Source organism: Roseomonas acroporae (assembly GCF_023223525.1).
GTDB classification, from domain to species: Bacteria; Pseudomonadota; Alphaproteobacteria; order Acetobacterales; family Acetobacteraceae; genus Roseomonas_E; species Roseomonas_E acroporae.
Genome location: NZ_JALPRX010000054.1, coordinates 16,872 through 35,569, shown reverse-complemented (window position 1 = coordinate 35,569; position 18,698 = coordinate 16,872). Strand labels below are relative to the sequence as shown.

The window sequence follows — 18,698 nt, the reverse complement described above, 5'->3', positions numbered from 1 at the left end:
GGCGATGGGGCGTCGGCGCCGGGGCATCGGCGCCGGGGCATCGGCAACGGGTGGCCGGGAACGGGGTGGCCGATCGGGGTTCGCGGTTGGGGTTCGGGAAGGGGCGATGCTGGAAGCCGAGGATCTGGCCTGCCTGCGGGGCGAGCGGGCGGTGTTCGCCGGGCTCGGCTTCCGCCTGGCGCCGGGCGGGGCGCTGCTGCTGACGGGTGCCAACGGCGCGGGCAAGTCGAGCCTGCTTCGCCTGCTTGCCGGGCTGCTCGCGCCGGCGGCGGGGCGGCTGCTCTGGGCGGGCGAGGACGTGCAGGCCGACCGCGCCGCGCATGCGCGGCGCCTGCGCTATGTCGGCCATGCGGATGCCGCGAAGCCGGCGCTGACGCTGCGCGAGAACCTCGCCCTCTATGCCCGCCTCTGGGGCGGCGACGCGGCGGCGGCGCTGGCGGCGCTCGACCTCGCGCCGCTCGCGGAGCTGCCGGCGCGGGTGCTCTCGGCCGGGCAGCGGCGCCGGCTGGCGCTGGCCCGGCTGGCGCTGGTCCCGGCCGCCACGGCGCCGCTCTGGCTGCTCGACGAGCCGACGGTGGGGCTCGACGCCGCCTCGGTCGGGCGGCTCGGCGCGCTGCTCGCCGCCCACCGCGCCGGAGGGGGCATGGTGGTGGCCGCGACGCACCTGCCGCTGCCGCTGCCCGGGGCCGGGACGCTGGCGCTGTGAGCCGCGCCGCCGCCGCCCGCCGGCCCGGACGACCCCGCCGGTGAGGCCCTTCCTCGCCGTCCTGGCGCGCGAGCTGCGCCTCGCGCTGCGCCACCCGGCCGACACGCTGGCGGCGGTGCTGTTCTTCGTGCTGGTGGCGGCGCTGTTCCCCTTCGGCATCGGCCCCTCGCCCGAGGCGCTGGCGCGCCTCGCCCCCGGCGCGCTGGTGGCGGCGGCGCTGCTCGCCGCGCTGCTGCCGCTCGACCGGCTGTTCGGCGCCGACGCGGAGGACGGCTCGCTGGACCAGCTCCGCCTCTCCGGCCTGCCCGGCGCCGGGCTCGCCGCCGCCAAGGCGCTCGGCCACTGGCTGACCACGGGCGCGCCGCTGCTGGCGGCGGTGCCGGCGGCGGCGGCGCTGCTCAACCTGCCGGTCGCGGCCTGGGGCGCGGCGGCGGCGGCGCTCGGGCTGGCGACCGGGGTGCTGTCGCTGCTCGGCACGGCGGCGGCGGCGCTGACGCTGGGCGCGCGGCGCGGCGGCGTGCTGCTGCCGCTGCTGGTGCTGCCGCTCTCGATCCCGGCGGTGATCTTCGGCGCGGCGGCGATCGAGGCGGCGGCTTCCGGCCTCTCGCCGCGGCCCTTCCTGCTGCTGCTGCTGGCGCTGCTGGCCCTGCTGCTGCCGGTGGCGCCGATCGCGGGCGGGGCGGCGCTGCGGGAGGAGTGACGGCGACGCGGCTCCCGCGGGGGCGGCGCGCGTCGCGGCGGGAAGGGCCGCGCGGGCCGGCAGGGGAGGTGCGGCGCCGGCGCATCCCGCCTATGCTGCGGCCCGAGAGATGCAGGCCGGCGCGCGGGGCGCCTCGGTGCCGGCCTGGGAGCAAGCCATGCCGACCAAGTTCAAGGGAAAGCCGCCCGGCACCGGCTCGGGCGAGATGTCGCGCCGCACCGAGGCGCTGCGGCCGTCGATCCTGCTGACGCCGACCCAGCGCGACAAGGCGCGCCGGCTGCGCCGCGAGGGGCACGAGCCCGAGCGGATCGCCGCGCATTTCGGCGTGCCGCTGGAGGAGGTGGAGAAGGCGCTGGTGCAGATGCGCTCCGCCCGGCCGGAGACCACGCGCGGCACGCTCAACGTCACCCTGGCCGCGCACCGCTTCGTCATGAGCGAGCGGCAGGGCGACGAGCCGATCTGGCAGACCGTGGACCGGCTGGTGGACGAGCTGATCCGCCTGCGCAGCGGCGCCGCCCCGCCGCGCCGCCCGGCCGCCGCCCGACCGCGCGCCAACGAGCCGGCGGAAGGCTGGCTGTTCCCGCCGGCGCCAGAGGGAGCAGGGTAGGGGGCGGGGTAGGGAGCAGGATAGGGAGCGGAGTAGGGAAAGCGGGACGGCGGCGGGGGCCGGGGCGCACCCGGGCGTGCCGTTCCGGCCACGGAAAGCGTTCTGTAGCAAGGGGTTGGCGAGGTCGGGTTGCCGGCCGCCGCCGTCGCGGCTACCCGTCGGCGGCGATAGCGGCTATTGGCTGGCCGCGCCCGCCGCCGCGCGGCGCCGCCTCTCGCCTCCGATCCGGCCCGGGAAATCCCTGCACGAATGCCCATGACCGACCTGTCGTTCCCGGCGCACCGCCACGCGGCGCCGCTCCCCCGCCGCGGCGCCGTCCTCGGCGGGCTGGCGGGGCTCCTGCTCGCCGGCCGCCGGGCGCGGGCCGAGGAGGGCGGGCCGCTCACCATCGCGGTGCTCGGCGACAGCCAGGCGCAGGGCCTCGCCCAGATGATGCTGCGGCAGGTGCGGCGGGACCCGCGCTTCCGCGTGCTCAACCGCACCAAGCCCGCGACCGCGATCAGCCAGCCGGTGATCCACGACTGGCTGGCCGTCGCCCAGCGCACCGCCGAGCACGACCGGCCCGACATCGCCGTGCTGATGTTCGGCGGCAACGACCGCGTGCCGGCGCGCCCCGCCGAGGGGCGCTACCTGCCCTTCCGCAGCGCGGCGTGGCTGGAATTCTACCGCGGGCGGGTGGAGGCCATCCTGCGCGCCTTCGCCGAGGCCGGCATCCCCGTGATCTGGTGCGGCAACCCGATCGCGCGCGAGGCCAATTACAGCCGCGACATGCAGTACCTGAACGGCCTGTTCCGCGACGCCACCGTCGCCGCCGGCGGCACCTATCTCGACATCTGGACCCTGGTCGCCGACGATTCCGGGCGCTTCGTCGGCTCCGGCCCGGCGCTCGACGGCTCCATGCAGCGGCTGCGCACCGATGACGGCATCCACTTCACCATGGCTGGCTACGACCTCGTCGCGGCGCGGGTGATGCAGCAGGTGCGGGCCGAGGCGGACCGGATGCAGGCCGCCGCGCGCCAGGGGCGTGCCGTCGTGGCCGCCGGCCGGCCCGCGCCGGCCGAGGCCGCGCCCGCCGGGCCGGCGGCGCCTGCCGCAGAAGCGCCGCCCCCCGACGTGCCGCCCACCAACGCGCCGCCCCCCGACGCGCCGCCGGCCGAGGCACGACCGGCCGCGGAAGCGGCCACCGACGCGCCGGCGGCGCAGCCATGACCCGGCCGAGCGCGACGGCGCGCGTCGCCACGCCCGGCGCCGTTCGGGCTTCGCCGGGGGCCTCCCTAGGGGCCTCCCTGGGGGCCTCCCTGGGGGCCTCCCTGGAGGCCTCCCGCCGCGCCTCCGGGGCGCTGCTGCTCGGGCTGCTGCTGGCCGCCTGCGCCTCCGGCACCGCCCCGGCCGACGCACGCGGCGCCGCCGCGCCGGCGCCGGCGAATGCCGGCGGCCTCGCGCCGTTCTTTTCCGCCCTGGCCGCGCGCGAGGCCGGGACGCGTCGGGAGCCGGTCACGGTGCTCCAGATCGGCGACAGCCACACCGCCAACGACGCCTTCTCCGGCCGGATGCGGGAGAACTTCCAGGGCCGCTTCGGCAATGCCGGGCGCGGCATGCTGCCGCCGGGCATCGCCTTCCGCACCTACAACCCGGCGCAGGTCCACGTCACCGCCTCGCCGGACTGGACCCTGGTCAGCAGCGCCGAGGGCGGCATGCCCGGCCCGTTCGGCCTGGCCGGGCTGCGGCAGCAGACGGGCGCCGCCGGCGCCGAGATGACGCTGGCGACCGAAGTGCCGGGCGGCCTCGACCGCGCCGAGGTCGAGGTGCTGCGCCAGCCCGGCGGCGGCACGCTGGACGTGCTCGCCGACGGCCGTCCGGCCGGGACGGTGACGACCGCCGGCCCGCGCGTGGCGGCCGAGTTCGTCAAGCTCTCGCTGCCGGCCGGGACGCGGCAGCTCGCGCTGCGCACGCGCGGCGACGGGCCGGTCTCGCTGCTCTCCTGGAGCGCCGGGCGCAACGCGCCGGGCGTGGTCTGGAGCAACCTCGGCACGATCGGCGCCACCATCGAGCTGCCGGGCGCCTGGGACCCGGCGACCGTCGCGGCCGAGATCGCCCGCGCCGACCCGGCCATGCTGGTGATCGCCTTCGGCACCAACGAGGGCGTGCGGGAATCGACCGACACCGCCGCCTACCCGCAGCTCTTCGAGCAGCGGGTGCGGGCGCTCGCCGCCATGGCGCCGCGCGCGGCGGTGCTGGTCATGGGCCCGCCGGACGCGCTGCGGCCGGTGCGGGAGGGCCATGCGGGCGAGACCTGCGAGGGCGGCCGCTGGCGCCCGGCCACCAACCTCGCCGCGGTGCGCGAGGCGCAGCGCCGTGTGGCGGCGGCCAATGGCTGGGCCTTCTGGGACTGGTCGGAAGCCATGGGTGGAACCGGGGGTGGCTCCGGGGGTGGCCCTGGGGGAGCCTCCGGGGAAGGCCGGTGCGCCATCGACCGCTGGGCGCGGCAGGAGCCGCCGCTCGCCCTGCCGGACCGCATCCACCTGCGGGCGGCGGGCTACCGCCTCACGGCCGACAAGCTGTTCGCGACCCTGATGCGCGGCTATGCGGGCTACAGGACGACGCTGGCGCAACGACGCTGACGGCGGCGCGGGCGCCGGCCGGGCAGCGCGCCGGGCCAGGGCGCCGGGCCAGGGCGCCGCCTCCGGTCCCGGCTCCGGTCCTGATCTTCTGGCGCCCCCGCCTTCGGATGCCGCGTCTCCGGCTTCCCTGTCCCCATACCGACGGCGTCACTCGTTGACACACCCCGGGGCGCCGCCCCGGACCCCGCGAAGGGGCGAAGTCCCCTTCGAGACCCCCGATTCATGAAGACGGGTCGAACGATCCCGCCATGCGTATCAGTCGCCCAGCCGGAACGCATCGGCGATCCGCCGCACCGCCCCGTCCGTCGCCACCACGATCACGTCGAACCGCACCCCCGCCGCGCCGCGGCCCGGATTCGCGCCCAGCCAGATCTCCGCCGCCCCCAGCAGCCGGGCGCGCTGCCTCGCCCCCAGCGCGGCCGCCGCCCCCGCGAGCGTCGGCCGCGCCTTCACCTCGACGAAGGCCAGCAGCCCGTCACGCTCGGCCACCAGGTCGATCTCGCCCGCCTCGGTCCTGACCCGTTCGCCCAGGATGCGCCATCCGTCCCGGCGCAGCGCCTCGGCCGCCCGTGCCTCCGCGTGGCGCCCGCGCGTCTCCGCGACACGGCCGCGCAATTCCGCCGCCGGGGCGTCGCCGGGGGCATGGTGTCCCGTCGCCGCGTCTGGCATGGCGTCGGTGGCGGGATCCGAGAAAGGAGACACCATGCGACGGCCCATCCTGGTACTCCTGCTGCTCGCCGGCCCCTTCCTCGGCTTCTGGCCCGCCGGCGGGGCCTCGGGCCAGGGGACATCCCAGGGAGGGGGCCAGGGGACGTCCCAGGGAGCGTCCCAGGGGTTGCCGCGCCAGCGCATGGTGGCGGCGGCGCACCCGCTGGCCGCCGAGGCCGGGCTCGCCATCCTGCGCGAGGGCGGCAGCGTGGTCGATGCCGCGATCGCCGTGCAGATGGTGCTGACCCTGGTCGAGCCGCAGTCGAGCGGCATCGGCGGCGGCGCGTTGCTGATGCTCTGGGACGCCGCCGGCCGCCGCCTGCACGCCTGGGACGGGCGGGAGACGGCGCCCGCCGCCGCCGGCCCGGACCTGTTCCTGCGCGACGGCCAGCCGATGCCCTTCTACGACGCGGTGCTGGGCGGGCGGAGCGTCGGCGTGCCCGGCACGGTGCGCATGCTGGAGGCGGCGCACCGCGCGCACGGGAAGCTGCCCTGGGCGCGGCTGTTCCAGCCCGCCATCGCGCTGGCCGAGGAGGGCTTCCCCGTCTCGCGCCGGCTCGCGGCCGAGATCGCGGCCGATGCGGAGCGGCTGCGCCGCGACCCCGCGATGCGCGCCTACCTGCTGCCCGACGGGCAGCCGCTGGCGGAGGGCCAGCGCCTGCGCAACCCGGCCCTGGCCGAGACGCTGCGCGCCATCGCCCAGAACGGCGCCGACGCGCTGTACCGCGGCGCCATCGCCAACGACATCGTGGTGGCGGTGCGCGGCGCCGCCAGCCCCGGGCTGATGACCACGGACGACCTCGCCGGCTACGAGGCGAAGCCGCGGCGGGCGGTCTGCGCGCCCTATCGCGCGTGGCGCGTCTGCGGCTTCCCGCCGCCTTCCTCGGGCGGCACCACGGTGGCGCAGATCCTCGGCCTGCTGGAGCATTTCGACCTGGCGTCGCTGGAGCCCACGGGCCTCGACGCCGCGCACCTGCTGGGCGAGGCCGGGCGGCTCGCCTTCGCCGACCGCAACGCCTACCTCGCCGACCCCGACTTCGTGCGCATGCCGCTGGTCGGGCTGCTCGACCCCGGCTACCTCACGGCCCGCGCCCAGCTCATCGACCGCAACCGCGCCCTGGCCGCGGTGCGCGCCGGCAACCCCCGCTGGCGCCAGGGGGAGGGAGAGGCGCCGGCCTCGCAGCCGGCGCAGCCGGAGCACGGCACCAGCCACGTCTCGATCGTGGACGCGCAGGGCAACGCGCTGGCCATGACCACCACCGTCGAGGACACCTTCGGCGCCAGGCTGCTGGTGCGCGGCTTCGTGCTGAACAACGAGCTGACCGACTTCTCCTTCCTGCCCGAGATCGACGGCCGCCCCGTCGCCAACCGGGTCGAGGGCGGCAAGCGGCCGCGCTCCTCCATGTCGCCCACGCTGGTCTTCGACGCCCGGGGGAGGGTGGTGCTGGCGGTGGGCTCGCCGGGCGGCTCGCGCATCATCGGCTACGTGGCGCAGTCGCTGGTGGCGATGCTGGACTGGCGGCTGGAGCCGGCCGCGGCGCTGGCGCTGCCGCATGTCGGCACGGTGGGGCCGACCGTCGAGCTGGAGAGCGGCACCAGCGCCGCGGCGCTGGCCCCGGCGCTGGAGGCGCGCGGCTTCCCGGTGACGGTGCGCGGCATGACCTCCGGCCTGCAGGCGATCCGCGTCACCGAGGGCGGCTTCGTCGGCGCCGCCGACCCGCGCCGCGAGGGCGTCGCGGTCGGGGACTGAGTCCGGCGGAGTCGACCGGCCCGTCGACGGTGGCGCGGAGGCCGAGGCCGGACGGGTCAGGTTCATCCGCCGTGCGCATGAAAGCATCCGCCGCCACCATGGCGCCCCGGCTTGGCGCCTTGGCATGGATCTTCCAGCCCCGGCGCCGGCACCGACCGGGACGTCCGGGCGGGGCCGATGCCCCGCCCCGGACGCCTTGCCCCGGATACCTTGCTCCGGCCGCGACGCTGCCGCAACAGGAGTGACCGGCCGGGCCATCCCGAGACCGCCGGCGAGATGGAACGCATGACACCGATGGATTCGCTCCTCCGACCCGCCCGCCTGCTCGGCTTCCTGGCGACGGTCGCGCTGGCCGTGGGATGCCTGCTGGTGCTGCGGCCCTTCCTCTCGGCGCTGCTCTGGGCGGCGATCCTGGTCTATTCCACCTGGCCGCTGTTCCGCCTGCTGCGCCAGCGCACCGGCCTCGGCCCCACCTGGGCGGCGCTGCTGATGGTGACGCTGGAGACGCTGCTGGTGGCGCTGCCGCTCGCCTTCGCCGCCCCCGTGCGACGCGAGGACGTGGAGGGGCTGCGGGCGTCCATCGAATCGCTGCTCAGCGACGGGCTGCCGGGCCTCGGCGACTGGCTCGCCGGCCTGCCGGTGGTGGGCGGCTACATCAACGAGTGGCTGCACAGCCTGCGGTTCGACTTCTCCGGCCTGCTCGGCATGGTGCGGCCCTATCTCGGCGTGATCGCGCAGCAATTGCTCGGCCTGCTGCTCGCCGTGCTGAGCGGGCTGGCCGAGCTGCTGGTCTCCCTGTTCCTGGCCTTCTTCCTCTACCGCGACGGGCCGGCCATCGCCGCGCGCACCGAGGCGGTGATCGGCAAGATGGCGGGCGCGCGCACCAAGCGGCTGATCACGCTGACCGGCGACGTGACGCAGGGGGTGGTGTACGGGCTGATCGGCACCGCCATCGCGCAGGGCATCATGACCGCCTTCGGCCTGTGGATCGCCGGCGTGCCGCAGCCCGTGCTGCTCGGCGTGGTCACGGGCTGCATCTCGATCTTCCCGATCGGCGCGCCGGTGGTCTGGATTCCCGCCTCGCTCTGGCTGTTCAGCCAGGGCTCGACGGGCTGGGGCATCTTCCTCGCGCTCTACGGCGCGCTCGGCATCAGCAGCGTGGACAACGTGATCCGCCCGCTGATGATCTCGCGCGGCGCCGACCTGCCGTTGCTGCTGACGCTGCTCGGCGCGCTGGGCGGCGTGTTCGCCTTCGGCTTCCTGGGGCTGTTCCTGGGGCCGGTGCTGCTGGCGGTCGGCTTCACGCTGCTGAAGGAATGGGCCGAGGACCCGGTGGTGGAGGTCGCGCCGCACGCGCCGGATGTTTGAGGCTGCCACGCCTTGCCGTCGACCCGCTCGCGCCGTCCAGGCGGCGGCGCGGAAGCGGGCCGGCACCAGCGCGGGGCGGCCGCGGCCGCCCCGCCTGCCTCAGCCCCCTGCGCTCAGCCCATCCAGCCCGCGCGCGAGATCGGCGATCAGGTCCGGCACCTCTTCCAGCCCGATATGGAAGCGCACCATCGGCCCGGGATGCGCCGAGGTCGCGGTGCGCGTCACGAAGCCCGTGGTCGGCAGGGCGAGGCTCTCGTAGCCGCCCCAGGAGGCGCCGATGCCGAACAGCGCCAGCCCCTCCACCATCGCCGAGACGCGGGCCATGGTGAATTCCGGCCGGAAGATCACGCCGAACAGCGAGCATGCGCCGGTGAAGTCGCGCTTCCACAGCTCGTGCTGGGGATGCGAGGGCAGGGCGGGGTGCAGGACCTGCTGCACCTCGGGCCGCGCCTCGAACCAGCGCGCCACCGCGATGCCGGCCTGCTCCTGGTGCCTGAGGCGCACCGGCAGGGTGCGGGCGCCGCGCAGCGCCAGCCAGCAATCGTCGGGGCTGGCGTAGTGACCCATCTCGGCGCCGGCGCCGCGCACCACGGCCCAGTCCGCGTCGTTCGCCACGGTGACGGAGCCGAGCAGGATGTCGGAATGCCCGCCGACATACTTGGTCAGCGCCTGCATCGAGACGTCGACGCCGTGCCGGAAGGGCTGGAAGTGGTGGATGCCCCAGGTGTTGTCCATCAGCACCTTGGCGCCGTGCGCGTGCGCGGCGCGGGCGATGGCGGGGATGTCCTGCATCTCGAAGGTGTGGCTGCCCGGACTCTCCGTGTAGACCACCTTGGTGTTCGGCCGCAGCAGCGCGCGCATCCCGGCCTCGTCCACGGTCGGGTCGTAGTAGGTGGTCTCGACGCCGTAGCGGCGGAGCTGCCCGTCGCAGAGCGTGCGCACCGGCCCATAGACGCTGTCCGGCACCAGGCAGTGGTCGCCCGCGCCGAGGAAGGCGAGCAGCGGCACGGCGCAGGCCGCGAGCCCGTTGCCGACGATGAAGCAGCGCGTGCCGCCCTCGATCTCGGCGACCACGTCCTCCAGCGCGTGGTGCGTCGGCCCGCCATGGATGCCGTAGGTCAGGACCTGGTTGAAGCGGTCCTTCCACAACCCGCCGCGGCTGGCGCAGTCCGGGTAGAGCACCGTCGAGCCGCGATGCACGGCCGGGTTGACGAAGCCGTGGACGCGCGTGCCGGCGCGGCCGGCATGCGACATGCGGGTGGCGAAGCCCTCCTCGTGATGGCGCGGGCGGGGAGGGATGCTGTCGTCGGGCATGTCAGCTCGTCACCTTGGGTGTCTCGGGCCGTCCGGCCCATTCGGTCCAGGAGCCGTCGTAGACGGCGCCTTCCGGCAGTCCGGCCCGCGCCAGCCCCAGCGTCAGCACGCAGGCCGAGACGCCGGTGCCGCAGGAGGTGACGACCGGCCGCGTGCCGTCCACGCCGGCGGCGGCGAAGCGGGCGCGCAGCGCCGCGGGCGGCAGCAGGGTCTGGTCGGGGGCGAGCAGGTCGGTGAAGGGCACGCTCGCGGCACCCGGCATGTGGCCGGCGGGCAGGCCGGGGCGCGGCTCCGGCGCGGTGCCGTCGAAGCGGCCCTTGCCGCGCGCGTCCAGCACCAGCGCGGAGCCGTCGGCGACGATCGCCTTCATGTCGCCGATGCCGCGCAGCCGCGTGGCGCGGAAGTCCGCGACGAGATCGCCGGGCTGCGCCGGCGCCGGTTCGCCGGATTCGACCGGCCGCCCCTCGGCGCGCCATTTCGGCAGGCCGCCGTCGAGCACCGCCACCGCATCGTGCCCGAACAGGCGCAGCATCCACCAGCCGCGCGCGACCGAGAAGATCCCCTTCTGGTCGTAGAACACCACGCGCGAGGAGGCCGAGACGCCGAGCGCCCGCACGAGCTTCTGGAAGCGGGCCGCCGTGGGCAGCATGTGCGGCAGGTCGCTCTCCGGATCGGCGATCTCCTCGATGTCGAAGAAGCGCGCGCCGGGGATGTGGGCGTCGCGGAATTCGGCGGGCGCGTCGCGCTTCTCGGTCGGCAGGTAGAAGGTGCAGTCGAACACCACGAGATCGGGCTTGCCCAGCTCGCCGGCCAGCCATTCCGTCGAGACCAGCGGTCCGAAATTCCCATCCGCCATGTTCGTTCCCCCGTTCAGTCCGCCAGCGCGAGATGGACGCGCCGGTTGGCCTTGCCCTTGCTCTCGATCTTGCCGATCGTGACTGGCCCGATCTCGCCGGTCGCCCGCACATGCGTGCCGCCGCAGGGCTGCAGATCGACCGGCGGCATGCCGTCGCCGATGCGCACGAGGCGGATGCGGCCCGCGCCGCGCGGCGGCTGCACGGAGAGCGTGCGCACGAGGCCCGGATTGGCGTCCAGCTCCGCCTCGGAGATCCAGCCTTCCGTCACGGGATGGTCCGCCGCGACCAGCGCGTTGATCGCCGCCGCCAGCGCCTCCTTCTCCGGCAGGGCGGCGCCGGCGAGGTCGAAGTCCAGCCGCGACTTCTCGGTCCCGATCTGCCCGCCCGTCACGCCCACGCCCGGCAGCAGGCTGCACAGCAGGTGCAGCGCGGTGTGCATGCGCATCAGCCGGTGGCGGCGGGGCCAGTCCAGCACGGCTTCGACCATGGTGCCGGGCGGCGGCAGCGCCCCGTCGCCGGGCCCGCCATCGGGGAGATGCAGCACGGTGTCGTCCGGCCCCTTGAGCGTGTCGGCGACGGCCAGGCTGCCGCCCGGCCAGCGCAGCGTGCCCGTGTCGCCCGGCTGGCCACCGGCGCGCGGGTAGAACACGGTGCGGTCGAGCACCACGCCCTCGGGTCCGGCGGCGAGCACCCTGGCCTCGCAGCCCGGCTCGTAGGCATCGTCGCGGAACAGCAATTCGGTCGGCATGGGGCCGGTCCTTCTCCTCGCGCGTCCGCCGCGCGGGGCCGGCCGCCCAGGGTGGTTCTAGAGCATTTTCAAGCCGGGTGTCCTCACCCGGCGACCTGGAAAATGCGAAAAACCAAAAGGCTGGAGCCGTTCCGGCCCGATACGGCCAGGCCGGAACGGCTCCAGCGGCGGGCTTGGCCGGCGTCCACGCGCCGGGGCGCTGCCACGGGCCCCGCCAGGGAGGCGGCGCCTGCTTCCGGAGCCTCCCTCGGGCTTTCCCGGCGTCTCAGCCCTTCGGCGCGACTGCCAGCATCGCCTCCGCCAGCTCGGCCATCTCGGTCGCGGCGGCCGAGCGCGGCGAGGCCTCGGCCACCCCCAGCCCGTGCAGGAAGGCGCTCGCATAGGCGGTGCGGTTGCCCAGCTCGACCGGCATCACGGCCAGTCCGCGCTGCTTCAGCTCCGCCCCGATCTCGGCGCGCAGCTTCCCCGTGGCGGGCACGCGGTTGAGCAGCAGCACCGCCGGCCGCTTCTCGGCCAGGGCCAGTTCCAGCATCGCGTCGGTGGCCCAGAGGTCGGCGGGGGAGGGCTGGAGCGGCACCAGCACCAGGTCGGCGGCGCGGATCGCCAGGCGGGTGTCGGTCTCCGAGTGTGGCGGCGTGTCGAGCATCACCACGTCGTGGCTGCGGCGCAGCCGTTCCACCGTGCCGGGCACGCGCCAGCCGGAAGGATCCTCGAAGGCGATCTCCACCCTGGGCGCGTTGGCCGCGCTCCCGGCGCCGCCCCTGGCGGCTCCTTCCCTGGCGGTCCCCTCCCTGGCGGCCCCCTGCCTGGCGACACTGCGCTCGCGTGCCTCGTGCCAGTGGCGCAGCGTCTTCTGCGGGTCGGTGTCGAGGATGGCGACGCGCTGGCCGCGCAGCCCCAGCGACACGGCGAGATTGGCCGCCACCGTGGACTTTCCCACGCCACCCTTGCGCTGCGCCAGCGCCACCACGAAGGCCATGCCCCACCTCAGTTCCCCGGTTCGCGGCGCAACCGTACCAGCCAATCGGCGTATGGTCGCCGCCCCAGGCCCGCTTCCGGCCCGGGGAACGGAGAGCGCGCCCGATGCCCGAAGCGATCCTGCCCCATGCGCTGCTGACGCCCGCGGAGATGGCGGAGGCGGACCGCGCGGCGATCGCCGCGGGCCGTTCCGGGATCGGGCTGATGGAGGCGGCGGGGGCGGCGGTGGCGCGGGCGGCCTGCCGCTTCCGGCCCTGCCGCGCGCTGGTCCTCGCCGGCCCCGGCAACAACGGCGGCGACGGCTACGTGGCGGCGCGGCTGCTGGAGGGGCGCGGATGGCCGGTCACGGTCGCGGCCTTCGGCCCGCCGCGCCCCGGCAGCGACGCGGCCGTGGCGGCCTCGCGCTGGGGCGGCCCGGTGGTGGCGCCGACGCCGGCGCTCGCCGCGCGCGCCGGCCTCGTGATCGACGCGGTGTTCGGCGCTGGCCTCTCCCGCGCCCTCGATCCCGAGGTGGAGGCCGTGCTGCGCGCCGTCCGCGCCCCGCTGCTGGCGGTGGACGTGCCCTCGGGCGTCGACGGCGCCAACGGCGCCGTGCGCGGCTTCGCGCCGCAGGCCGCCGTCACCGTGACCTTCTTCCGGCGCAAGCCCGGCCACCTGCTGCTGCCCGGCCGCGACCTGTGCGGCGAGGTGGTGCTGGCCGATATCGGCCTGCCCGACGCCGTGCTCGGCCCGATCGCGCCGCGCACCTTCGAGAATTGGCCGGGCGAGAACCGGCCGGGCGAGAACCGGCCAGGCGAGAACCGGCCCGGCCTGTGGCGTCTCCCCGCGTTGACGGCCGAATCGCACAAGTACCGGCGCGGCCACCTGACGATCGTCGGCAGCGACGGCATGACCGGCGCCGCGCGGCTGGTCGCCGGCGCCGCCCGCCGCGCCGGCGTGGGGCTCGCCACCATCGCGGCGCCCGATGCGGCCGCCGCCGCCGTGTACCGGAACGACCTGCCCGGCACGATCGTGGTGGAGGAGGGGATCGGCGAACTGCTCGCCGACGAGCGCCGCCACGCCTGGGTGATCGGCCCCGGCCTGCCGCCGGCGCCCGCCACGCGCGCCGCGCTGCGGCAACTGGTCGAGGCCGGCCGCGCCGTGGTGGCCGATGCCGGTGCGCTCACCGCCTGCGCGGGCGATCCGGCCGGGCTGCGCGGCGTCGCCATCGCCACGCCGCATGCCGGCGAGTTCGCCCGCGTGTTCGGGGAGGCGGGCGAGGACCGGCTGGCGGCCGCGCGCCGTGCCGCGGCCGCCTTCGGCGGGGTGCTGGTGCTGAAGGGGCCGGACACGGTGATCGCGGCGCCGGATGGCCGCGCCGCGATCAACGCCGACGCGCCGCCGAGCCTCGCCACCGCCGGCACGGGCGACGTGCTGGCCGGGATCGCCGGCAGCCTGCTCGCGCAGGGCATGCCGCCCTTCGAGGCGGCGGCCGCCGCCGTCTGGCTGCACGGCGCCGCCGCCAGGCGTTGCGACCAGCATGGGATGCTGGCCGAGGACGTGATCGGGGCGCTGCCGGGCGCGCTCGCGGCGGCCGTCTGAGTTCCGGGCCCGCGGCGTTGTCCGGCGACGCCTCCCGAAGCGCCGGCCAGGACCTCGCGAAGGGGCGAGGCGCCCTGCGTGCGGGTGGAGCCGGTGGATCGGGCTGCGATGAGGCGTGCGTTCCGCCGGGCCGGGCCCCAATCCTGCCAGCATGGGAGGATTGGTGGGCGCGACAGGGATTGAACCTGTGACCCCCGCCATGTCAACCTATTTCCCGTTGCAAATCAAATACTTACTCGGCAAATGGATGCCTCGGTTGGGCATTTCCCATGCGTCAGGGATGGGTCTTTTCTCCTAACCGACCGCCTGCGCCGCGACCTCCTGACCCCAGCACCGCATGATCGCCGGGGCCATCGCCGCCGGCGCCAGCTTGGCGTACCGCTCGCACAGGGTGACGCTCGACCAGTCGCCGTCCAGCTTGAGCTTCAACAGATCGCGATGGACGGCGTAGTGCCAGGTGGCCCAGGTGTGCCGCAGGACGTGGGGGGTCACGTCCTCGACCTGCCACCACCGGTTCCTGACGGTGCCGTCCTCCCAGCGGGTCACCACCCACTCGCCTTCGAACCCGGCGCGCCGGCAGGCGGTGGCCCATGCGCTCTTGGCGCGGCTGCCGAGGCCGCCCTTGCCGGAGTAGGCCTTGCCGTCCTCGGTGCGGAACACCTCGCCCTGCCGCCCCTCGATGCCGCGCAGGGCCTCGACCGCGGCCGGGGGCAGGTCGCACAGCCGGTTCCGGCGGACGCCGTGCTGGGCCTTCACGTCCCGCAGGACGGCCCGGCCGTGGTCCAGATCCACGTCCCGCCACTGGAGGGTCAGCACCTCCCCCATGCGGGCCCCGGTGCAGGCCATGAACACGATCATGGGCTGGAGGTGGGGCGAGGCCGAGGTCAGGAGGCGCCGGTATTCGTCGGGGGTCAGCCAGCGGGTGCGCTTCTCGCCGGCCGCGCCGGGCGGGCGCTTGAAGCGGGGCGGGTCGCACCAGTCCCGGTAGGCCGCGTGGTTGAGGATCGCGGTCAGCGGGGTGATGACCGCGCGGACCTGCCGCTGCGGTGAGGCGCCCGGGCAGATTGCCTCGATCGCCTCGTCCACCTGCTCCTGCTTGATGTCCTTGAGCAGCTTCATCCCCAGCAGGCCGTGCAGGCGGGTCACCAGCTTCGACGTCTCGGGCGAAGGCTTGTTGACCTTCATGTACGAGGTCACCGCCTTCGAGAAGTTGACGACCGCGCGGCTCCCGTAAACGGCACCACGGAAGAGTTCGGCTTCGCGCTGGGCTCGCTTCTCTTCCGCGAGGCCTCGATCAGCAATGCCCGTGCTTTCGCGAATTCTTGTTCCGGCGACAGTGCCTTGGATGTACCAGAGCGCGGAGCCTTTGCGCCGGACGAGCTTGAGCGGCACCTGAATGCCTCCTCCATGGCGGCCAGCGACACGGCGTCGTACCTGACGGCGCGGCCGATCCGCAGGATTGGGATGTGATGGGCGGCAACCATGTCGCGGAGCGTGCGCGGCGAGATGGCGAACCGCTCCGCGACTTCCTTGTGGGTGAGGGCGCCGTCAGCCATCGCCGCCCTCCGCCTTAGCCACGATGGCGTGGCATAGGTCCACGCACTCGTCGCAGATGAACACCGCCGGCCCGGCGATCAGCTTGCGCACCTCGTGCTGCGACTTGCCGCAGAACGCGCAGTGCAGTGTTGCTCCTGGAACTGGCATCTTCTCGGCGCTGTCGAGCAGGAAGGATGCGAGGTCGATCGCCTGGCGCCGGGCGAACTGCTGCCGAGCCCAATGGCCTTTGTCCGTGTTGTAGCGGAGGACCGGCGCCCCACCCTCGAACGAGAAGATGAAGCGCGCCGTGCCGTCTTCCGACGGAAACACCCTGGCCTCAGACACCGGCCCGCCTCCTCTCGATCAGCTCGGCGACGAGCCGGTCCATCACCGCCCAGATCGGCTCGTCCGGCCGGCCGCGCTCGCCGTTGACGAAGCGCGCCGCCTCGCGGGTGACGTTGAGCGTGGCGCGCGTGCTGTCGGGGCGGTCGGTCCGCATCGCCAGCATGGCGCGCTCCACCACCTCGATCGGCAGGGCCAGGGTGGCGGCGATGTCGGCCGCTGGCTGCCCCTGCTTGCGCAGGCGCCGGATCGCGCCGACCACCTCCTCCGACAGGCCGATGTCGGGGCGCAGCGCCTCGGTGCGGGGGCTGATGGCGCCGCAGTCCGGGGCGGGTGGGGTGCCGTGGAAGGTCATCAGTGCCCCCGCTCCTGGCAGTAGACCTGGAGCACCGCCGCCAGTATCTCGGCCTCGGTGGTGTTGCGGCAGGGGACGCGCATGATGCGCGTCTCCATCGCCTTGCCGCTGTCGGCGATCAGCTTGAGCAGGTCGTCACCCTTGAGGATGAGGTGGTCGCCTTCCGGGAAGGTCGCCATGATGACGTCGGCGGCGCGCATCTCGGCGATGTCGGCGGGGGTGTAGGTGATGTGGATGGGCATGTGCATCACGCCATGCCCTCCGCTTCTGCCAGCGCCGCCGCCATGCGGGCGTGCGGATCGAGATCGCGGTCGAGGAACGCCTGCACACCCACATCGCGCCTGGAAACGCTGAAGCTGTCCTCCAGGAACGCGCACAGGGATTGCAGCAGGCGTTCGATGCTCTCGACCAGCTTCTCGGCGTCGTCCTCGGCCTCGGGGTTGCGCAGGTCCTCCAGCTTCCGGACCTGGGACATGGTGACCATGGCCTGGAACAGCGCGCCCAGCGGGGTCCGCGCTCGCTGCCACGTTGTCTCGTTCTCGGCGGCGAGCATGCGGGAGAGCAGGATGCGGCGGTCGCGATCGTGCCGGGGATCGTCGTCGTTTCCCGCGTCCCATTCTCCGGCGACCGCATCGTCCAGCCGCTTCCACTCCCGCCCCAGCGCCTCCACCGGGCAGGGCTTGGCAGGCCGGGCCGGCGCGGGTGCGGCGCCGCCGATGATGCCGTTGACCAGCGTGAGGGCGAAGGCTTCCTGCGGGTCCAGGGTCGGCCCCTTCACGCTATCCAGCACGATCGGGAACATGTGGGCCATCGCCACCACGTCGGCCTGCGTCGTGGGCGGCGTCGCGATGGCGCGCTTGACCACCCGCCACCACGCCTCGTAGTCCGCCTGCCCCTCGGCTTCCGGCAGCTTGTCGTCGTTCCAGAGATCCTGCCGGGCCTGGATCGCGCGCAGCTCGGCCAGCATGGCGACGTGGCCGGAGGAGGCGGGGTCGGGCTGGCGCGCCGTCGCGGTCAGCGCGTCGCGCGCGTGCTTGATGACGTCGTAGATGCGGGCGGGGTCGGGGTAGTTCAGGTGTTCCGCCGCCGGTGCATCCTTGATCTCGAAGAACCAGTCGAGGCCGAGGTTCAGCACCGTGCGGGCCTGCGTCGGCGTGATGATGGGCAGCTTGGAGAGCCGATCGAGCAGCAGCTCCTCGGCGTTGTTCCAGGCATCGCCTTCCTCGTCGGTGCCGCCGTCCAGCCAGGCCGGCTCGTGCCGGAACCGCTCCATGCGGCGTAGGGCGGCGCAGATGCCCATCAGGTCCGTCGCCGTCGCCGCCTCGGCGATCCGGTCGAGGTAGTGGCGCGGCTCGCTGGCCGGCGCCTCGGCGGCCGGCGGCGGGGTGGTGAAGGTGCCGGTCGCCACCGCGACCTCGGCCTTGCGGGAGCGGCGCGCGGCCGCCTTGAGGGTCGCCATCACCGTGCATCCTCCGCCAGCAGCGCCTTGAAGTGCGCCAAGCCCTTCTGCGTCATCAGCACGCGCGTGGTGTAGAGCTTCGACCCGTCGGGCATCGGGACAACCACGTCCTGCTCGATCATGAAGCCGGCCGCGAGAGCGGAAGGTGTGGCGCGGTACTGGCCGACCTCGTCCGCGACGAACGTCTCATAGGAGATGGGCACGGGCTCGGGCATCAGTGCGCCTCCTCGCCAGCGAAGTGCACGCGCTGCGCCTGCTCGTCGCAGAGCGGCAGCCGATCCACACCGAACTTGCGCGCGAAGTACTGCATGCCGAGCGGCGTGATGAAGGTCTGGTAGCGCGCCTTGTCATCGACCATCGTGCACTTCACGTCGAAGTACTTGCGGTACTGGACCTTCGGCACCAGCGAGCCGCCCTGGTAGAAGAGGTAGCCGTCGCCCTTGAGGTGCTGGACGAACTTGTTGGGCGGCTGACCCAGCACTCGCGCCGCGTTCTGCAAGCCGTAGTTGCCATCGGCGTTGACGAAGCGGTCGTAGAAGGCGGCCTTGGGCTTGTCGGCCTCGACCTTCGCTTCCAGCGCGATCATGCGCTCGCTGTAGCCGAGCAGCAGGTTCCGGAGCTGCGTGGGATCGTTCAGCGCCGCGACCGGGTCCACCGCAGGCCGGCCGCGCAACTCGGCCTCCATCGCGTCGAACCGGGTGATGTACGCCTCCTTGAAGGCCGCCGCCTCGGCGCCGGTGAAGCCCAGCGCCAGGAAGGCGAAGCCGTTCTTGGTCATGCGGACGTGGGACAGGCTCTCGCCGGTCAAGTCCTTGATATAGAACGGCGCAAAATTGCGCCGGCGGAATTCCTCCGAGCAGGCGAGGTTCCGGTACGCCTTCAGGACGTCCTTGTGCAGCTTCCGGAAACCGGCCGCCACGTCCCGGCTGTCCGCCCAGGCGGCGCCGTCGTGCTCGCGCACGATGGGCTCCAGGGCGGTCGCCGGGCCGGCGGGATCAGGCTGGGCGGGGTAGGCGGGGGCGGACGGGGTGTCCACGGGTGGGCCTCCACACTGGGGGTGCGGAGGGG

Annotated in this window: 19 protein-coding genes and 2 pseudogenes; 8 read left to right on the top strand and 13 right to left on the bottom strand. The window is 74.6% G+C overall.

Going from position 1 to position 18,698, the window contains the following annotated elements:
- Positions 1–106 precede the first annotated feature (106 nt).
- The 5 genes from ccmA (at position 107) to M0638_RS12740 (ending at position 4,634) form a co-directional block, all read left to right on the top strand.
- Positions 107–706, top strand: coding sequence for a heme ABC exporter ATP-binding protein CcmA (ccmA, locus tag M0638_RS12760; RefSeq protein WP_248667380.1), 600 nt, complete (start codon positions 107–109; stop codon positions 704–706).
- 40 nt (positions 707–746) lie between these two features.
- Positions 747–1,406, top strand: coding sequence for a heme exporter protein CcmB (gene ccmB, locus M0638_RS12755; protein WP_248667379.1), 660 nt, complete (start codon positions 747–749; stop codon positions 1,404–1,406).
- Between the two features lie 157 nt (positions 1,407–1,563).
- Positions 1,564–2,013 carry a hypothetical protein gene (locus M0638_RS12750; protein ID WP_248667378.1) on the top strand — a complete coding sequence of 150 codons (450 nt, stop codon included), beginning with the start codon at positions 1,564–1,566 and terminating at the stop codon, positions 2,011–2,013.
- 255 nt (positions 2,014–2,268) lie between these two features.
- The gene (locus M0638_RS12745; RefSeq protein WP_248667377.1) at positions 2,269–3,222 is read left to right on the top strand and encodes an SGNH/GDSL hydrolase family protein; all 954 of its coding nucleotides are present in this window, start codon (positions 2,269–2,271) and stop codon (positions 3,220–3,222) included.
- On the top strand, positions 3,219–4,634 hold the full coding sequence (locus tag M0638_RS12740) for a GDSL-type esterase/lipase family protein (protein WP_248667376.1): 1,416 nt from the start codon (positions 3,219–3,221) through the stop codon (positions 4,632–4,634). The genes M0638_RS12745 and M0638_RS12740 overlap by 4 nt, the downstream gene beginning before the upstream one ends.
- A 255-nt stretch (positions 4,635–4,889) precedes the next feature.
- Here M0638_RS12740 and M0638_RS12735 read toward each other — a convergent pair whose 3' ends face one another.
- Positions 4,890–5,339 carry a YraN family protein gene (locus M0638_RS12735; protein WP_248667375.1) on the bottom strand — a complete coding sequence of 150 codons (450 nt, stop codon included), beginning with the start codon at positions 5,337–5,339 and terminating at the stop codon, positions 4,890–4,892.
- On the opposite strand from M0638_RS12735, the gene ggt reads away from it, so the two are divergent.
- Complete coding sequence (ggt, locus tag M0638_RS12730; RefSeq protein WP_248667374.1) at positions 5,338–7,092, top strand: gamma-glutamyltransferase; 1,755 nt, start codon at positions 5,338–5,340, stop codon at positions 7,090–7,092. The two genes, M0638_RS12735 and ggt, sit on opposite strands and share 2 nt — an antisense overlap.
- Before the next feature lie 294 nt (positions 7,093–7,386).
- Complete coding sequence (locus M0638_RS12725) at positions 7,387–8,460, top strand: AI-2E family transporter (RefSeq protein ID WP_248667373.1); 1,074 nt, start codon at positions 7,387–7,389, stop codon at positions 8,458–8,460.
- A 99-nt stretch (positions 8,461–8,559) separates the two neighbouring features.
- On the opposite strand, the gene metC is transcribed toward M0638_RS12725, so the two are convergent.
- The 4 genes from metC to parA form a co-directional block, all read right to left on the bottom strand.
- On the bottom strand, positions 8,560–9,774 hold the full coding sequence (gene metC, locus M0638_RS12720; protein WP_248667372.1) for a cystathionine beta-lyase: 1,215 nt from the start codon (positions 9,772–9,774) through the stop codon (positions 8,560–8,562).
- 1 nt (position 9,775) lies between these two features.
- A complete protein-coding gene (locus M0638_RS12715) occupies positions 9,776–10,630 on the bottom strand; it encodes a sulfurtransferase (RefSeq protein WP_248667371.1) in 855 nt (284 codons plus the stop codon).
- Positions 10,631–10,644: 14 nt separating this feature from the next.
- Entirely contained in the window at positions 10,645–11,379 is a 735-nt protein-coding gene (locus M0638_RS12710) for an alanyl-tRNA editing protein (RefSeq protein WP_248667370.1), read from the bottom strand.
- Positions 11,380–11,644: 265 nt separating this feature from the next.
- A complete protein-coding gene (gene parA, locus M0638_RS12705; protein WP_248667369.1) occupies positions 11,645–12,358 on the bottom strand; it encodes a ParA family partition ATPase in 714 nt (237 codons plus the stop codon).
- Positions 12,359–12,462: 104 nt separating this feature from the next.
- On the opposite strand from parA, the gene M0638_RS12700 reads away from it, so the two are divergent.
- On the top strand, positions 12,463–13,938 hold the full coding sequence (locus M0638_RS12700) for an NAD(P)H-hydrate dehydratase (RefSeq protein WP_248667368.1): 1,476 nt from the start codon (positions 12,463–12,465) through the stop codon (positions 13,936–13,938).
- A gap of 294 nt (positions 13,939–14,232) precedes the next feature.
- On the opposite strand, the gene M0638_RS12695 is transcribed toward M0638_RS12700, so the two are convergent.
- The 8 genes and pseudogenes from M0638_RS12695 to M0638_RS12665 all read right to left on the bottom strand — a co-directional run bounded on the left by M0638_RS12695 (position 14,233) and on the right by M0638_RS12665 (position 18,666).
- Entirely contained in the window at positions 14,233–15,330 is a 1,098-nt protein-coding gene (locus tag M0638_RS12695; protein ID WP_248667367.1) for a tyrosine-type recombinase/integrase, read from the bottom strand.
- A 20-nt stretch (positions 15,331–15,350) separates the two neighbouring features.
- Positions 15,351–15,494 (bottom strand): annotated as a pseudogene (locus M0638_RS29250) (helix-turn-helix domain-containing protein); the annotation flags it as partial.
- A gap of 19 nt (positions 15,495–15,513) precedes the next feature.
- A pseudogene (locus M0638_RS12690) lies at positions 15,514–15,642 on the bottom strand (ClpX C4-type zinc finger protein); the annotation flags it as partial.
- Between the two features lie 169 nt (positions 15,643–15,811).
- Positions 15,812–16,171 carry a hypothetical protein gene (locus tag M0638_RS12685; RefSeq protein WP_248667366.1) on the bottom strand — a complete coding sequence of 120 codons (360 nt, stop codon included), beginning with the start codon at positions 16,169–16,171 and terminating at the stop codon, positions 15,812–15,814.
- Complete coding sequence (locus M0638_RS12680) at positions 16,171–16,419, bottom strand: hypothetical protein (RefSeq protein WP_248667365.1); 249 nt, start codon at positions 16,417–16,419, stop codon at positions 16,171–16,173. The genes M0638_RS12685 and M0638_RS12680 overlap by 1 nt, the downstream gene beginning before the upstream one ends.
- Positions 16,419–17,630 carry a hypothetical protein gene (locus M0638_RS12675; protein ID WP_248667364.1) on the bottom strand — a complete coding sequence of 404 codons (1,212 nt, stop codon included), beginning with the start codon at positions 17,628–17,630 and terminating at the stop codon, positions 16,419–16,421. The genes M0638_RS12680 and M0638_RS12675 overlap by 1 nt, the downstream gene beginning before the upstream one ends.
- Positions 17,630–17,833, bottom strand: a complete 204-nt coding sequence (locus tag M0638_RS12670) for a hypothetical protein (protein ID WP_248667363.1) — start codon at positions 17,831–17,833, stop codon at positions 17,630–17,632. The genes M0638_RS12675 and M0638_RS12670 overlap by 1 nt, the downstream gene beginning before the upstream one ends.
- An 11-nt stretch (positions 17,834–17,844) precedes the next feature.
- Positions 17,845–18,666 (bottom strand): Rha family transcriptional regulator, encoded by an 822-nt coding sequence (locus M0638_RS12665; RefSeq protein WP_248667362.1) that lies wholly within the window; start codon positions 18,664–18,666, stop codon positions 17,845–17,847.
- Between the last annotated feature and the right edge of the window lie 32 nt (positions 18,667–18,698).

What these genes read in the sequence shown, in the direction of transcription:
- ccmA (WP_248667380.1), top strand. Translation starts at nt 107, where the DNA reads ATGCTGGAAGCCGAGGATCTGGCCTGCCTGCGGGGCGAGCGGGCGGTG.
- M0638_RS12750 (WP_248667378.1), top strand. Translation starts at nt 1,564, where the DNA reads ATGCCGACCAAGTTCAAGGGAAAGCCGCCCGGCACCGGCTCGGGCGAG.
- M0638_RS12745 (WP_248667377.1), top strand. Translation starts at nt 2,269, where the DNA reads ATGACCGACCTGTCGTTCCCGGCGCACCGCCACGCGGCGCCGCTCCCC.
- M0638_RS12740 (WP_248667376.1), top strand. Translation starts at nt 3,219, where the DNA reads ATGACCCGGCCGAGCGCGACGGCGCGCGTCGCCACGCCCGGCGCCGTT.
- ggt (WP_248667374.1), top strand. Translation starts at nt 5,338, where the DNA reads ATGCGACGGCCCATCCTGGTACTCCTGCTGCTCGCCGGCCCCTTCCTC.
- M0638_RS12735 (WP_248667375.1), bottom strand. Translation starts at nt 5,339, where the DNA reads ATGGTGTCTCCTTTCTCGGATCCCGCCACCGACGCCATGCCAGACGCG.
- M0638_RS12725 (WP_248667373.1), top strand. Translation starts at nt 7,387, where the DNA reads ATGGATTCGCTCCTCCGACCCGCCCGCCTGCTCGGCTTCCTGGCGACG.
- metC (WP_248667372.1), bottom strand. Translation starts at nt 9,774, where the DNA reads ATGCCCGACGACAGCATCCCTCCCCGCCCGCGCCATCACGAGGAGGGC.
- M0638_RS12715 (WP_248667371.1), bottom strand. Translation starts at nt 10,630, where the DNA reads ATGGCGGATGGGAATTTCGGACCGCTGGTCTCGACGGAATGGCTGGCC.
- M0638_RS12710 (WP_248667370.1), bottom strand. Translation starts at nt 11,379, where the DNA reads ATGCCGACCGAATTGCTGTTCCGCGACGATGCCTACGAGCCGGGCTGC.
- parA (WP_248667369.1), bottom strand. Translation starts at nt 12,358, where the DNA reads ATGGCCTTCGTGGTGGCGCTGGCGCAGCGCAAGGGTGGCGTGGGAAAG.
- M0638_RS12700 (WP_248667368.1), top strand. Translation starts at nt 12,463, where the DNA reads ATGCCCGAAGCGATCCTGCCCCATGCGCTGCTGACGCCCGCGGAGATG.
- M0638_RS12685 (WP_248667366.1), bottom strand. Translation starts at nt 16,171, where the DNA reads ATGACCTTCCACGGCACCCCACCCGCCCCGGACTGCGGCGCCATCAGC.
- M0638_RS12680 (WP_248667365.1), bottom strand. Translation starts at nt 16,419, where the DNA reads ATGCACATGCCCATCCACATCACCTACACCCCCGCCGACATCGCCGAG.
- M0638_RS12675 (WP_248667364.1), bottom strand. Translation starts at nt 17,630, where the DNA reads ATGGCGACCCTCAAGGCGGCCGCGCGCCGCTCCCGCAAGGCCGAGGTC.